Origin of the sequence: Pseudomonas sp. S150 (assembly GCF_004526365.1) — a bacterium.
Classification (GTDB): Bacteria; Pseudomonadota; Gammaproteobacteria; order Pseudomonadales; family Pseudomonadaceae; genus Aquipseudomonas; species Aquipseudomonas putida_A.
In genome coordinates, this window is record NZ_CP038207.1 from 3643693 (window position 1) to 3658085 (window position 14393).

The 14393-nt window shown below is 59.3% G+C and carries 12 protein-coding genes; 6 read left to right on the forward strand and 6 right to left on the reverse strand.

Annotation, left to right across the window (positions count from 1 at the left end; translation table 11 throughout):
* Nucleotides 1-42: 42 nt before the first annotated feature.
* Entirely contained in the window at nt 43-723 is a 681-nt protein-coding gene (locus tag E3Z29_RS16695) for a histidine phosphatase family protein (protein WP_134786358.1), read from the reverse strand.
* A 316-nt stretch (nt 724-1039) separates the two neighbouring features.
* Here E3Z29_RS16695 and E3Z29_RS16700 point away from each other — a divergent pair, with 316 nt between their 5' ends.
* Nucleotides 1040-2350, forward strand: coding sequence for a HAMP domain-containing sensor histidine kinase (locus E3Z29_RS16700; RefSeq protein WP_134786359.1), 1311 nt, complete (start codon nt 1040-1042; stop codon nt 2348-2350).
* On the opposite strand, the gene E3Z29_RS16705 is transcribed toward E3Z29_RS16700, so the two are convergent.
* The 5 genes from E3Z29_RS16705 to E3Z29_RS16725 all read right to left on the reverse strand — a co-directional run bounded on the left by E3Z29_RS16705 (nt 2308) and on the right by E3Z29_RS16725 (nt 8598).
* Nucleotides 2308-2859, reverse strand: a complete 552-nt coding sequence (locus tag E3Z29_RS16705) for a membrane integrity-associated transporter subunit PqiC (RefSeq protein WP_134786360.1) — start codon at nt 2857-2859, stop codon at nt 2308-2310. The genes E3Z29_RS16700 and E3Z29_RS16705 overlap by 43 nt on opposite strands.
* 16 nt (nt 2860-2875) lie before the next feature.
* A complete protein-coding gene (locus E3Z29_RS16710; RefSeq protein ID WP_134786361.1) occupies nt 2876-4531 on the reverse strand; it encodes an intermembrane transport protein PqiB in 1656 nt (551 codons plus the stop codon).
* A gap of 117 nt (nt 4532-4648) precedes the next feature.
* Nucleotides 4649-5950, reverse strand: a complete 1302-nt coding sequence (locus E3Z29_RS16715) for an FAD-binding oxidoreductase (RefSeq protein WP_134786362.1) — start codon at nt 5948-5950, stop codon at nt 4649-4651.
* Entirely contained in the window at nt 5947-7035 is a 1089-nt protein-coding gene (locus E3Z29_RS16720) for a polyamine ABC transporter substrate-binding protein (protein WP_041063835.1), read from the reverse strand. The genes E3Z29_RS16715 and E3Z29_RS16720 overlap by 4 nt, the downstream gene beginning before the upstream one ends.
* A 204-nt stretch (nt 7036-7239) precedes the next feature.
* The gene (locus E3Z29_RS16725; protein WP_095135836.1) at nt 7240-8598 is read right to left on the reverse strand and encodes a glutamine synthetase family protein; all 1359 of its coding nucleotides are present in this window, start codon (nt 8596-8598) and stop codon (nt 7240-7242) included.
* A 161-nt stretch (nt 8599-8759) separates the two neighbouring features.
* Between E3Z29_RS16725 and E3Z29_RS16730 the strand changes: the two genes are divergently transcribed.
* The 5 genes from E3Z29_RS16730 (at nt 8760) to E3Z29_RS16750 (ending at nt 14343) form a co-directional block, all read left to right on the forward strand.
* Nucleotides 8760-9656, forward strand: coding sequence for a helix-turn-helix domain-containing protein (locus tag E3Z29_RS16730; protein WP_134786363.1), 897 nt, complete (start codon nt 8760-8762; stop codon nt 9654-9656).
* Between the two features lie 95 nt (nt 9657-9751).
* Complete coding sequence (locus tag E3Z29_RS16735) at nt 9752-10261, forward strand: sigma-70 family RNA polymerase sigma factor (protein ID WP_098964008.1); 510 nt, start codon at nt 9752-9754, stop codon at nt 10259-10261.
* Nucleotides 10261-11223, forward strand: coding sequence for a FecR domain-containing protein (locus E3Z29_RS16740; protein WP_134786364.1), 963 nt, complete (start codon nt 10261-10263; stop codon nt 11221-11223). Before E3Z29_RS16735 ends, E3Z29_RS16740 begins: the two co-directional genes overlap by 1 nt.
* 67 nt (nt 11224-11290) lie before the next feature.
* Nucleotides 11291-13693, forward strand: coding sequence for a TonB-dependent receptor (locus E3Z29_RS16745; RefSeq protein ID WP_134786365.1), 2403 nt, complete (start codon nt 11291-11293; stop codon nt 13691-13693).
* 134 nt (nt 13694-13827) lie between these two features.
* Nucleotides 13828-14343: a cupin domain-containing protein gene (locus E3Z29_RS16750; RefSeq protein WP_098964011.1), complete on the forward strand. Its 516-nt coding sequence runs from the start codon at nt 13828-13830 to the stop codon at nt 14341-14343.
* Nucleotides 14344-14393: the final 50 nt, after the last annotated feature.

The window sequence follows — 14393 nt, forward strand, 5'->3', positions numbered from 1 at the left end:
AGAGCATTGGCCGGGCCGTTTGTTCTCGACTAAGTTTGATGATTACTTGGCCAATCGTTGCCAGCCTTCGGGATTCATGATGCCGATTACATCAAGTTTTCCTTGCGCATCTATCCGGGCCAAAACAGTGCTGCCATATTCGGCGGCGACCGCGCGCGGGTAACCGGTCTGCCGTTCAAAATCGGCGATGCAGCCGCTGTGGGTTACCAGAATCATGTTCTGTCCCGGGGTCTTGTGCGCCACCAATTCATTGCGCATCGTCGGGCCACAGGTTTCCAGCCATTCCGCCGCCACGGCATCGTGGCCAAGCATGTAATGCGCAGTCTGCATGGTGCGCGTCAACGGGCTGCTGAAGAACTGGGTCTTTTCCAGACCCAGTTGCGTAAAGCCACGGCCGACGTCGGCTGCAGCAATGCTGCCAGCCTGGGTGATACCGTCTGCCGGCCCCAGACAGGGATTGGTCGAGCGGTCGCAACGTTCGGTATGTCGCACCAGTGCGACGACCTCACCGGCCTGCCAGGCCTTCACCCATTCCTGGGTAGCCGACGCACTCGCATAGCGCAGGTTGGCGGGCGAACGTTGCATCCAGACGAAGCCGCAAATCAGTGCGATCAGCAGCAAACCGACGGCAATGATTGCCCAGGTGCGCGGACGAGACAGGTCCCATCGCTTGGACGCTGATTGTACTTGTACTAATTCAACCACAACGTTGCCCCTTGTCATTCCCGAGTTCCATTCAGTCAACACGCAAAGTGCAACGTAAGCTCCAGGAGATTAGTTACTTTACGGGGATCTGCTTGAATGGCTGCTGAACACTACGTTCAGAGTCGTGGCGGGGCAGTGAAGAACATGTGAAAAATTTGCGAGAGAAGCGCAGGTATTAGCGGAAAAGTCTATTTGATAACTAAACTCAAATAGTCGTTTTGTTTGTTTTGGCCACTTAACAATGGCGCCAGTGGAGGCGAAGCTGCGACTTTGGATAACGTCGTGGCGCAGCTGCTTTCAGCCCCCGACATCAGCACTGGAGTCATTGAACCGGATGGACCTCAAGCAAAGCCTCGCCAATCGGATCGTGATTGTGTTCGCCTTGATGAGCGCGGTGGTGGCCGGTGTCTTCGCGATGGGCATTGTGGCTACCGTGCATGTCGTGGAGCACAAGTTGACCATGACCGCCCTCAGCGGTGGGCTGCGCCGGTTGTTGGCGATGGACGACATCAATCAATGGCGGCACGAGCCGGAAAAGAGCGAACTGTTTTTTTTCGAGAACGGCCCGGGGCCCATGGCGCTGACGCCGCAACTGGCGGAACTGCCCGTGGGGTTTCAAGAGATCACGCTCAACGGCGACGACTTCTATGCGATGGTCGAGGCGGTCGGTGGCCGCAAATATGTGCTGTTGCGCAATCAGGAAAGCTTCGAACAGCGTGAACACCTGCTGTTCGTGGTGGTGATAGTCGGGTTCATCCTCAGCGTCATGCTGGCGGTCGCGCTCGGCAGGCTGCTGGCGCGGCAGGTCATGGCGCCGGTGATTCGCCTGGCAGGGCAGGTGCGGCATCGTGATCAGTTGATCGCGTTGGCGCCGGCCCTGCATCCGGACTACGCCGATGATGAAGTAGGAGAGCTGGCCCTGTCTTTTGACCAGACACTCGGCCGGTTACGCGAAACCCTGAACCGCGAAAAACTCTTCACCAGTGATGTCAGTCATGAACTGCGCACACCGTTGATGATTCTGGCCAGCTCCTGCGAGCTGTTGCTGGCCAACCCCTCGCTGGATCAGCGTTCCACTCAGCAGGTCAAACGCATTGCCCGGGCCAGCGCTGAAATGCGCCAACTGGTCGAAACTTTCTTGATGCTGGCGCGAAAGCCGGAAGAGCTTGGCACCGAATCCACCTGCACACTCAAATCGATCGCCGACGCCCAAGTGGAAATCTGGGGGCGACTGATTCGTGAAAAGGGTCTGGAATTCATCTACGAGCCGCAACTGGCGGGCACCACGCGTTATGACCTGACGTTCTTGCAGTCGGTCATGGGCAATCTGCTGCGCAATGCCTGGCACTACACCGATCAGGGCTTTGTAAGGTTGACCCTGCTCAAGGACAGCTTTGTGGTCGAGGACAGTGGCATCGGTATTCCGGAAGAGAAACGTCATGCGATGTTCCAGCCATTCGTGCGCGGTGACGAGCAGCGCGGTGAAGGCCTTGGGCTGGGATTGTCGCTGGTGCAGCGGATCTGCAGCCATCAGCGCTGGCAGGTTCAGTTGGTGACTCGCGAACCCAACGGCTGCCGTTTCACCGTCACGCTGTCGGCGGCTCAGGAGGCCGAAGGGCACACGCGAGAATTACCCGCCGCTTGATTGATCAATGCAGCCAGGAGTTTGACGTTGTTCTGTTGCGCGGCCACCAGTTCGTCGATGCTCGGGCCGGACGGAGTTTGCAAGGTTGAATGGCAGGTCAGCAGAGCATTGTCCGCCGCACCGCTGGGACGCAGGCGCCATTTGACGTCGATCAGCCCGTACTGGCCGGGGATCGAGTCGAAACGCTGCACATCGATGCGCACCGAGACGTTGCCGCGACTGCCGGTATTGCTCAGTTGATCGTTCAAGGCACTGCGCAGCTCATCCGCCAGACTCGCCCCCCACCACTGGGTTTCCAGAATCGCCAGGCCATTGTTGCCCTGACGGATGACGATTTGCGGGCGGTCGACTTGTGGCGGCACGCTGATCCCCTCGATCGGAATCTGCGCGCCCGAGCGGGACGCCGGCAGTTGCACCGGGGTCAGGGTGTGAAAGTTGATCGGCTCGCTGCGGCAGGCGCCCAGCAGCATGAACGCAGCGAGCACGGTGATCTTCAGCGGTAAAGCCATGGGGGAGCTCCTGTGCTCAATTGCGCGGCGGTCCTTTCAGATCCAGCGGCGCCGCGTTGTCGGGACGACCGCGAATCAGCGATTCCGGATGGCGACCGAGATAATCCGACAGCTCACGCAGCGAACGCGACATGCGCCCGAGTTCGTCGAGGGTCTCGGTGAGTTTCTCGCGCTGTGGCGAATCTTCGGCCAGGGTCGAACTGGCGGACTGCAAGGTCTTGCTGACGTCGGCCAGGGTGGTCTGCACGCTCGGCAGGGTTTTCGCATTGAACTGGGTCAGGCCTTTGCGCAGCTCGACGAGGTTGCTGTCGAGGTTGCCGACAATCCGTTCGACCGGCAGTTTGTTGAGCTTGTCGACCACGGCTTCGAGTTTTTCCTGCAACTGTTCGAGGCTGCCGGGCACGGTTGGCAAGACCACCGGCCGAGCCGTCGCGTCGAACGCAACTTTCTCGGCTTTCGGGAAGAAATCCAGCGCAATGTACAGTTGCCCGGTCAGCAGGTTGCCGCTGCGGGCCTGGGCGCGCAGACCATTGTCGACGAAGGTGCCGAGCAGGCGAATGCCGGCGGCTTCGTCGTTGGGATCGTGCTTGAATTCGGTCAGCATCTTTTTGTAGGCCTGCCCCAGGCGCTGCGGGTAAATGACGATGCCGACGTTAAGCGGGAAGCTGCGTTTCTTCGCGTCGAAATCGAGATTGATGCCGACCACCCGACCGATTTCCATGCCGAGAAATTCCACCGGCGCATCGACCTTGAGCCCGCGTAAGGACTGCTCGAAACGCAGCACCATGTATTGTGCCTTGCCGTTGGGCGGGGCGAGGGCGGTCTGCTGATCGGCGAACAGCTCGAAGTCTTTGTCGTCCGTGGCAGCAACGTCGTTGGGGCTGTAATCCGGCGCACGGAAGGCAATGCCGCCGACCAGCATGGTCGACAGCGATTCGGTCTTCACCGCAAAGCCGTTGGCGCCGACATTGATGTCGATGCCGCTGGCGTTCCAGAACCGGGTGTTTTCGGTGACGAACGCGTCGTTCGGCGAATGGATGAACACCTCGATGTCCACGCCTTTGCCCTCGGGATTGAGGGTGTAAGTAACCACCTGACCGACCGGAATCTTGCGGTAGTAAACCGGCGAACCAATGTCCAGCGAGCCGAGATCCGGCGCATGCAGCATGAAACGCTTGCCCGGTTCGCCGTAAGTGATCGGGGGCGGGTTCTCCAGGCCCTTGAAGTGTTTGGCGCGGCTGTCGGACTGGCCGATGTCGGCGCCGATGTAGTCGCCGGAGAGCAGGGTGTCGATGCCCGACACACCACCAGCGCCGATGCGCGGGCGCACGACCCAGAAGTGTGAGTCTTCGCGGGTAAAGCTTTCGGCCTGCTTGGCCAGTTTGATCGTGGCGTCGACGCTCTTCTGATCGCCGCTCAACTCGACGTCAGTCACCTGACCGATCACCACGTTGCGGTATTTGACTTCGGTTTTGTTGGCGGTCAGGCCGCTGCCGGTCTTGAAGTTGACGACGATGGTCGGGCCTTCCTGCATCAGGTTGTGCACCACCAGCGAAATACCGACCAGCACCGCGACGATCGGCACGATCCACACCAGTGAAATACTGAAGCGACGCGTCTTGATCGGCGCTTGGCCCGGTGCTCGTGGCTCATCGGCGGCTGACGACTTCATCCATGTCCTCCTCGGTTTTGTGGATGCTGAGCGTCAGGAACGCAAAAGCACTTCATCAATATAGAAGTGCTTGGCGATAGAGCAAATAAGCGAGGAGATGGTTACGTGGTGGATGCCTCAGCCGAGGATTTCACGCAGGCGATACCAGAACATGCCCAGTGCCAGCAGCGGCGAACGCAGGGCCGGGCCGCCGGGGAAGGTCATGTGCGGCACGGCGCTGAACACGTCCATGCCCTGACTGTGGCCGGCGTGAATGGCCTCGCCCAGCAGCTTGGCGCACCAATGGGTGACGTTGAGGCCGTGACCGGAGTAACCCTGAGCGTAGAACACGTTCGGCTGCTGCTGGAGCCGGCCGACCTGCGGGAAGCGGTTGGCGGTGATGCCGATCTTGCCGCCCCATTGATAGTCGATGCGCACGTCCGCCAGTTGCGGGAAGACCTTGAGCATCTTCGGGCGCATGTAGGCGGCGATATCCGCCGGGTCGCGCCCGGAATAATGACAGGCGCCGCCGAACAGCAGGCGTCGATCCGCCGAGAGCCGGTAGTAATCGAGGCCGACTTTCTGGTCGCACAACGCGAGGTTGTGCGGGATCAGTTGCGCGGTACGTTCCTCGGACAGCGGCTCGGTGGCGATGATGTAACTGCCGGCGGGCAGGACCTTGCCGCTGAGTTGCTGTTCGAGTTCATCCAGATGCGCATTGCAACCGAGCACCAGACTGCCGGCGCGGACGCTGCCAGTGGCGCAGCGCACTTCAACGGTTTCGCCACGAATGATCTGCAGCACCGGGCTTTGCTCGAAGATTCGCACACTGAGGGACGCCGCCAGACGCGCTTCGCCTTGCACCAGATCCAGCGGGTGCAGATGACCGGACCCCATGTCGATCAGACCACCCGCGTAGATGTCGGCGTTGACCACTTGCTGACGGATCAGCTCCGGGCCGACCAGACGGGTCTGGTGTTGATAACCGAGTTTGTCGAGGCTGACCTGTTCGTCCTTGAACGCTGCGAATTGCGCCGGAGTGTTGGCCAGCTCGCAGAAGCCCCAACGCAGGTCGCACTCGATGGCGTTCTCGGTGATGCGCTGGCGCACCAGTTCCACCGAATCGATCCCGGCGCGCTGCAAGTAACGCACGCCGTCATTGCCGACGTAACGGGCAAAGCCTTCGACCTCATGACCGATGCCGCGGATCAACTGACCGCCGTTGCGCCCGCTGGCGCCCCAGCCAATGCGTCGGGCTTCAATCAACACCACCGACAGCCCGCGCTGCGCCAGTTCAATCGCGGTGTTGACCCCGGTGAAGCCGCCGCCGATCACGCAGACATCGGCGGTGAGATCACCGTCGAGTGTCGGCCAGGGCGTGCTGGCCCGGGCCGAAGCGGCGTAATAGGAGCGGGCGTGTTCCTTGCTGTACTGATTCATTTGTTCGACTTCACTTTGCTCCAGGACCGGGTCATCAGACGCATGATCGACTGGGGCGGGGTAGAGGAGATGTAGAGCTTGTCCAGCACCGCCTGGGATGGGTAGACCTCGGGATTGTTCACCAGCGCCTGATCCATGTACTGCTTGGCGGCCGGGTTCGGGTTGGCGTAACCGACCGAAGCGCTGACCTTGGCGATCACTTGCGGATCGAGCAGGTAATTGATGAAGGCGTGGGCTTCCTTGGTGTTGCTGGCGTCGGCCGGGATCGCCAGCAGGTCGAACCACAGGTTGGCGCCTTCCTTCGGAATCGCATAAGCGATGTTCACCCCGTTCTTGGCTTCCTTGGCGCGGTTGGCCGCCTGGAATACGTCGCCGGAGTAACCGAAGGCTACGCAGATATCGCCATTGGCCAGATCGGACACGTATTTCGAGGAGTGGAAATAGGTGATGTACGGGCGAATGCTCAGCAGTTTCGCTTCGGCCTTTTTATAGTCTTCCGGGTTTTCGCTGCGTGGGTCCATGCCCATGTAGTTGAGGATCGCCGGGAACACTTCGTCCGCCGAGTCCATCATCGACACGCCGCACTGGGTGAGTTTCTTCAGATTCTCCGGCTCGAACAGCACGGCCCAGGAATCGATGTGATCGATGCCGAGCACAGCCTTGACCTTGTCGACGTTGTAGCCGATGCCGTTGGTGCCCCACAGGTATGGGACCGAGTGCTGATTGCCCGGGTCGTTCTTTTCGAGCAGTTCAAGCAGCTTGGGATCGAGATTTTTCCAGTTCGGCAACTGCTCGCGATCGAGTTTGAGGAACGCCCCGGCCTTCACCTGACGCGCGAGAAAGTGGTTGGATGGCACCACCACGTCATAGCCGGTACGGCCGGCGAGCAGCTTGCCTTCCAGGGTTTCATTGGAGTCGAAAACGTCGTAGATCACCTTGATCCCGGTCTTGGCCTGGAAGTCGGCGAGGGTGGTTTCACCGATGTAGTCGGTCCAGTTGTAGACGCTGACCTGTGGCTGGGCCAGGGCTGCGGTGCTGCACAGCAGCGCCAGTGCGGCGGGAACCATGGATTTCAATAGACGCATATCGACACCTCTTGGAATTATTGGAGTTTTTCAGGTGGTTCTGGATTTTCAGATGGATCATTGTTCCCCTGCTCTTTGTGGGAGGGGGCTTGCTCCCGAAGAGGCCGGTACCTCCAACATTACAGCTGGCTGATACACCGCTTTCGGGAGCAAGCCCCCTCCCACAAAAAGTCATGCCATGGAGGAAGGGGATTTGTGCTGGAGTCAGACGCTCAGCAGCAGGAACTCGCGCTCCCAGGAGCTGATCACGCGCTTGAAGTTTTCATGCTCGGCGCGTTTGACCGCGACGTAACCGCGCACGAACTTGTTGCCCAGGTAACGCGCAACGGTGTCGCATTCTTCCATCTGCGTCAGCGCGTCTTCGATGGTGATCGGCAGGCGCAGGTTGCGGCGTTCGTAGGCGCGGCCTTCGACGGCGGCACTCGGTTCGATGCCTTCGACCATGCCGATGTAGCCACACAGCAGGCTCGCGGCGATCGCCAGATACGGGTTGGCATCGGCGCCCGGCAGGCGGTTTTCCACGCGCATGGCTTCCGGCCCGGAGGTCGGCACACGCAGGCCGACGGTGCGGTTTTCTTCGCCCCACTCGACGTTGACCGGTGCCGAAGTGTCCGGCAGGAAGCGGCGGAACGAGTTCACGTTCGGCGCGAACATCGGCAGGACTTTCGGGATGTACTTCTGCAGGCCGCCGATGTGATGGCGGAACAGCTCGCTCATTGTGCCGTCGGCATTGGCGAAGATCGGCTTGCCGGTGGCGATCTCCACGACGCTCTGGTGCAGGTGCATGGCGCTGCCGGGTTCGTCACCAATCGGCTTGGCCATGAACGTGGCAGTGACGTTGTGCTTGAGCGCCGCTTCGCGCAGGGTGCGTTTGAACACGGTGATCTGGTCGGCCAGATCCAGTGCGTCGCCGTGACGGAAGTTGATTTCCATCTGCGCCGGGCCGTCTTCATGGATCAGCGTGTCCAGATCCAGACCTTGCAGCTCGCACCAGTCGTAGACGTCTTCGAACAGCGGATCGAATTCGTTGGCGGCATCGATCGAGAACGATTGCCGCCCGCTTTCAGCCCTGCCCGAACGCCCCAGTGGTGCCTTGAGTGGCAGGTCCGGGTCTTCGCAGCGCTGGGTCAGGTAGAACTCCATTTCCGGCGCCACGATCGGCTTCCAGCCCTTGTCGGTGTACAGCTGCAGGACTTTCTTCAGCACGTTGCGCGGCGACAGTTCGATCGGGTTGCCGAACTTGTCGAAGGTGTCGTGGATGACGATGGCGGTCGGCTCGATCGCCCATGGAATCACATACACGGCGTCGCTCACCGGTTTGCAGACCATGTCGATGTCGGCCGGGTCGAGCAGGTCGTAGTAGATGTCGTCGTCGACAAAATCCCCGGTTACCGTTTGCAGCAGCACACTTTCCGGCAGGCGCATGCCTCGCTCATGCAGGAACTTGTTGGTCGGTGCGATCTTGCCGCGGGCAATGCCGGTCAGGTCGCTGACCACACATTCAACTTCGGTAATCTTGTGATCTTTCAGCCACGTGAACAGCTGATCGAAAGGGGCATTCATAAAGACCTCGTTATTGGTTTTATAGACGCCGGGGAGGGCGGGTTTCATCTTCCGCCCCTTCCCCTGTGGCGCGTTGACGACTATCTTGGGCGTGCCTTGCCGTTCCATCTATCCACTTTAAGCAGCACCAAAGCGCACCAAAAGAGTGCGCAAGGTCTCCCATGACAACGTGTAATCCGCTACAGGTTCAGGCTTTCAATACCGCTGATGTCAGCGAACAGATCCGCGCCACGCCGGGTTGGGTCCAGCATTACCAGCAGATGTCTCCCGGGCATTTCGCCGGGCAGATCCGCTATCTGGACCTGGAGGGTGTGCAGGTCTACGAAGAACAGATGAACACCCGTGTCGAGCAGACATTCAGCGCGCCGTCGGGTGCCTTGGCCTTCTGTTTCGATCGCAGCGATAACGCGCTGTATCTGCTCAACGAAGACAGCCGCAACATCTGGATCACCCCGGAGAACTACCAGGAAATTGCCGTGGTGTTCGGCCCGGAATTCGTCCGTCAGCACGGTCTGGATGTGGCGAGACTCGAAGGATTGTTCATGGCGCCGCTTAACTGCGGGCAGAACGCCTTGTTCAGTCGCTGGTTAAGCTCAACTCTCACGAAGTTGTCGCAAGCTGTTGATCCGTTTGATAAAGACTCACTGACTCAGCAGTTACTCGAAGACTGCCTGTTCATCCTCGACAACGCACACACCCGTCTTGATCGCGGCGGATTACAGCGGCGTAGCGAAGAACGGATGATCATGAAGCGAGTAGGGGAGTGGGCGGCAGATTCGCCGGAAGACACCGTCAATCTGCTCGAACTGTCGAAGGTCGCAGGGGTGCCGTTGCGACAATTGCAGCAGGCATTCAAGGCCTACACCGGGATGACCCCGAGTCACTGGCTACGCCTGCGCCGGCTGAACAGCGCACACCGCGAATTGCTCAAGCGCCGGCCTACCGAAACTACTGTGGCCGAGGTGGCGATGCACTGGTCGTTCTGGCATCTGGGGCGGTTTTCCAGCAGTTATCGTGCGCTGTTCAAAGAGCTGCCGAGCGAGACGCTGAAACGCTAGAGATTGCAGTAACGGGCAAAAAGATCTTTGTGTCCCAAGCGAAGTTAAATAGAATCAGTCTCATTTGAATCTAACTTCGCGCAGGGTCTCTTGAGATGATTGAAGCCGCCACGCCATCTGAGCAGAGCCTGCACGCGCTGTACCGCGATCACCGAGGCTGGCTGGAAACTTGGCTGCGTCGACGCATGGGTAACGCGTGGGATGCGGCGGATCTGAGCCAGGACACCTTCATGCGCGTGCTGTGCAGTGCGCAACCGATTGCCGACATGCGTGAGCCCCGCGCCTATCTGCTGACCGTGGGCAAGCGTCTACTGAGCAACTTCTACAGCCGCCGCAGTCTGGAAAAAGCCTACCTCGAAGCCCTCGCGCAACTGCCGGAAGAGTGCGTGCCATCGCCCGAGCAGCGTTGGCTGCTGCTGGAAACCCTGCAAGCGCTGGATGAGTTGCTCGATGGTTTGCCGCGAGCAGTGCGTCGGGCGTTTTTGTGGAGTCAGCTTGAGGGCCTCGGTTACCGCGAAATCGCCGAGCGCCTGCAAGTGTCCGAGCGCACCGTCAAACGTTACATGGCGCAGGCCTACGAGCATTGTCTGCTGGTGGAGCTTTGATGCGCGTAGCCCCCAGTGATGAAGCCCGCGAAGTCGCCCGCGCCGCCGCGCACTGGCTGGCGTTGATGGAGTCCGGCGAAGCGGGCGCTGACGATCATGCGCAATTGCAGGTCTGGCGCAACAGCGATAGCCGGCATGAACACGCGTGGCAGAAAATCCAGCGCTTGCGCGAACGGTTTTCCGCTCTGCCTTCTGCGCTGGCCATGGCTACGCTGGATCGTCCGGACGCAACGCGTCGGGCCGTGCTGAAACGCGCGCTTGGTATCGCGGCACTGGTGCCGGCTGCCTGGCTGATCAGTCGGCAACTGCCGCTGGATGTCTGGCGCGCGGATTTGCAGACGGGCACGGGTGAACACAAGACATTGCCACTCGCCGATGGCAGTTCGTTGCAGCTCAATACCGACAGTGCCGTCAATGTGGATCTTGCTGCCGGTCAGCTGACGCTGGTGCGAGGAGAGATGGCCCTTGATGTACCAGGCAACTCAGCCCTGATCATCAATGTGCCGTACGGGCGAATCATCGTCAGTCACAGTGAGATTTGCGTGCGTCTCAATGAGCGTGACTGCAATGTGTCGGTGGTCCGTGGCTCGGTGCAGTTGCAACCGTCAAGCGGGCCGGCGCTGGTCCTCAATCAGGGCCAGCAGATCAGGCTGCAGGCTTCTGGCGCGGGTGCTGTCCGAGCGTTTGACGCATCGATGCCGAGCTGGCGCGACGGTGTATTGATGGCGCAAAACCAGCCGCTGGGGGATTTTCTGCGCGAATTGAGCCGTTATCGCCCAGGCGTGCTGCGCTGGGATCCGGAGCTGGAGGCGCTGCGCATCACCGGCAGTTTTCGCCTGGATAACACCGATCAAGTGCTCTCACTGTTGGCGGCCAGCCTGCCGATCGACGTGCAGCAACGCACGCGCTTTTGGGTCTCTCTCGTTCCGCGAAAATTGTCCCAGTCCAAAAAAACAGTCTGAGACCTGTCCCTTTTTTTCGCCTCGCTGGTCATTCCAGGCAAGTGAACCAAATCGAGAGCTTTTTCCTATGCCTGCAGTATTTCCAGGTCGTTTGCGTCCGTTGTTGCAGTTGAGCCTTTTGTTGAGCCTGAGTGCCAGCCCTGTGTTGATCCCCAACAGTTGGGCGGAAAGCGCCGACCGCCGCGCTTATCAGGTGCCTGCCGGCAGCCTGGGTGCTGCGCTGACCCGTTTTGCCGGACTGGCCGGGGTCAATCTGTCGGTAGATCCGGCCTTGGTCAGCGGGCGCAACAGCAATGGTTTGTCGGGTGAGTTTGGCGTGGAGGAGGGCTTTACCCGGTTGTTGCTGGGGTCCGGTCTACAGCTGCAACCGGCGGGCGACCGCGCTTACACAGTCATTCCTGCGCCAGACGGCGGCAGTCTGGAACTGGCAGCCACTTCGATTCTTGGATCGACGGGTGGCACGGATTCAGAGGTTTTTGCCGGTGGCCAGGTGGCGCGCCGAGGCTCGCAAGGACTGCTGGGTTCCAGGGATTTCATGGAGACCCCGTTCAGCATGACCACCTACACCAGCGAAACGGTGAAAAACCAGCAGGCCCGCACTCTGGGCGATCTGATCGCCAGCGATACCTCGGTGCGTGCGACCAACCCGGCAGGCGGCCGTTATGAGCAATTCACCATCCGCGGTTTCAGCCTGTTCAACAGTGATGTTTCCTACAACGGGCTCTACGGGGTTCTGCCCACTTACACGATCGACATGGAAATGGCCGAGCGCGTCGACATCCTCAAGGGCCCGAGCCAACTGATCAACGGGATTTCGCCGCGGGGCAGTGTAGGAGGGGGGATCAACGTGGTGCCCAAGCGCGCCGGCGATCAGCCGAATACATCGCTGACGGCCAGTTACGCCTCGAACAATCAACTCGGCGGCGCCGTCGACATCGGCCGTCGTTTTGGTGAGGACAACCAGTTCGGCCTGCGTTTCAACGGCGTCAAACAAGCGGGTGACACTGAATGGGATCACCAGAGCGTCGATCGCGACATGGCCGTGCTGGGCCTGGATTTTCGCGGTGAGCGCCTGCGGCTTTCCACCGATATCGGTCACACCGAGCGCGATACCGATGCACCGCAAGAACGTGTGCAGGTCGGTGCAAACGCGAAAGTTCCGGATGCTGATGATGTGCGCGACAACTACGCGCAACCCTGGAGCCAGGCGCGAACCAAAGATACGTTTGGTACGCTCAATGGCGAGTTCGACGTCAGCGATTCGGTCATGTTGTATGGCGGCGTCGGCGCCCGTAAAAGTAACCACGATTTCCTTCGGCATGCGGTGTCGGTGACCAACGACGCCGGCGACTTCAGTGTTCAGCCGCGGGATTTCACCCGTGACGAAAATGTCCGGACTGCCACGGCGGGTGCGCGCAACTGGTTCCATACCGGTTCAGTCAGCCACGAGGTCAATCTGGCGGCCAGCTACTTCTACATGGATTTCGAAAATGGCGGCGCGCGGTATGCAGCAGGGCGCAGCAATCTGTATGACCCGGTGGAAACCGCAAAGCCGCGCACGCCAACACGCTACGACGCCAGGGTCTACACGGAAAACCGCTTCAGCGGCGTCGCACTGTCCGATACGCTGGGGTTCTTCGATGATCGCCTGTTGCTGACCCTTGGCGCTCGCTGGCAAAGGGTTCAAGTCGACGACTGGAGCGATGATGTGAAGGGCGACACAGCGTATGACGAAGAAAAACTCTCGCCATCGGGCGGCATTCTGTTCAAGGCGACGGACAAGCTCTCGCTCTACGCCAACTACATGGAAGGCCTCAGCCAAGGGAAAATTGCGCCATCGACGTCGATCAACGAGGATGAAATCTTCCCGCCTTTTATCAGCCGACAAGTCGAAGTCGGGGCCAAATATGACGCGGGTTCGTATGCGCTTACAGCGTCTGTGTTCCGGATCAAACAGCCTGCTTATGAAACCAACGCCTCGACACGAGTCTTCGGCCCGAACGGCAAACGACAGAACGATGGTGTGGAATTGAGTGTGTTCGGCGAGCCGTTCAAAGGGTTTCGATTGCTCGGCGGCGTGATGTACATCGACAGCGAACTGACCCAGACCACCAATGGAACCTTTGACGGTAACCGCGCGCCCGCGACACCCAAATACAACGTCAATCTCGGCGCAGAGTGGGATGTACCCAATATGCAGGGGCTGACGCTGACAGGCCGTGGAATCTATTCGAGTTCGCAGTATCTGGATCAGTCCAACCAGAAGGAAATCGACTCATGGGAGCGATTCGACGTGGGGACGCGTTACGCCTTTAAACTGGACGACAAGACCATCACCGTACGCGCCAATGTCGAGAACGTATTGGATAAACGCTATTGGAGTTCGGCGGGCGCATCAGATGACAGCGAACCAGGTTTGACGCTTTCGACGCCAAGGACTTATCTGCTATCGGCAACGGTGGATTTCTGAATTGCTTTCTTGAATAAAAGGGTCACTTAAAAGGAGGGTAAAATCTTCTAAATTCAGCGATCTACTGTTAACTACACTAAATAGCCGTTTAGTAGAGCTATCGTAAAATAAGCCGCCATCCACCGGAGCAGACCATGTCTCAACGCACAGTAAACGCACAGGCCTTGATTCAGGCGCTGGATCTGCAATCTCACGTGGAAGGCGGTTATTTTCGCAGAACCTATCAGGCCGATCATAGAGAGATGCTCGATACCGTCGGTGGCCCACGGTACCTGATGACATCGATTTACTACCTGTTGACCGAGCAATCACCAGTGGGCCAGTTTCATTTCAATCATTCCGACATTGTGCATTTTTTCCATCTGGGCGATCCCATCGAGTACAGCATGATCCATGCTGACGGCTCGCTGGAAACGCTGGTAATGGGCAACGACATTCTGGTGGGACAGCATCTGCAAATGCACGTGCCTGGCGGAATCTGGAAAGCTTCGCGACTGCTCGAGGGAGAACATGGATTTGGCTTGATCAGCGAGGCCGTGTCGCCGGGATTTGATTTTGCGGATATGGAGATGGGTGATCGACGCAAACTGATTGCGCGATTTCCACAGCACCGGATGCTGATTGAAAAACTGACGCGGGATGCTGATTGAAGGTCGCCAATTGCAGGCAAGGCCGAGGTTTTGAAAAGAGGACTCAGGGT

Bases quoted from the DNA above. Each gene is read 5' to 3' on its own strand.
- E3Z29_RS16695 (WP_134786358.1), bottom strand. From the start codon at position 723: ATGACAAGGGGCAACGTTGTGGTTGAATTAGTACAAGTACAATCAGCG.
- E3Z29_RS16700 (WP_134786359.1), top strand. From the start codon at position 1,040: ATGGACCTCAAGCAAAGCCTCGCCAATCGGATCGTGATTGTGTTCGCC.
- E3Z29_RS16705 (WP_134786360.1), bottom strand. From the start codon at position 2,859: ATGGCTTTACCGCTGAAGATCACCGTGCTCGCTGCGTTCATGCTGCTG.
- E3Z29_RS16710 (WP_134786361.1), bottom strand. From the start codon at position 4,531: ATGAAGTCGTCAGCCGCCGATGAGCCACGAGCACCGGGCCAAGCGCCG.
- E3Z29_RS16715 (WP_134786362.1), bottom strand. From the start codon at position 5,950: ATGAATCAGTACAGCAAGGAACACGCCCGCTCCTATTACGCCGCTTCG.
- E3Z29_RS16720 (WP_041063835.1), bottom strand. From the start codon at position 7,035: ATGCGTCTATTGAAATCCATGGTTCCCGCCGCACTGGCGCTGCTGTGC.
- E3Z29_RS16725 (WP_095135836.1), bottom strand. From the start codon at position 8,598: ATGAATGCCCCTTTCGATCAGCTGTTCACGTGGCTGAAAGATCACAAG.
- E3Z29_RS16730 (WP_134786363.1), top strand. From the start codon at position 8,760: ATGACAACGTGTAATCCGCTACAGGTTCAGGCTTTCAATACCGCTGAT.
- E3Z29_RS16735 (WP_098964008.1), top strand. From the start codon at position 9,752: ATGATTGAAGCCGCCACGCCATCTGAGCAGAGCCTGCACGCGCTGTAC.
- E3Z29_RS16740 (WP_134786364.1), top strand. From the start codon at position 10,261: ATGCGCGTAGCCCCCAGTGATGAAGCCCGCGAAGTCGCCCGCGCCGCC.
- E3Z29_RS16745 (WP_134786365.1), top strand. From the start codon at position 11,291: ATGCCTGCAGTATTTCCAGGTCGTTTGCGTCCGTTGTTGCAGTTGAGC.
- E3Z29_RS16750 (WP_098964011.1), top strand. From the start codon at position 13,828: ATGTCTCAACGCACAGTAAACGCACAGGCCTTGATTCAGGCGCTGGAT.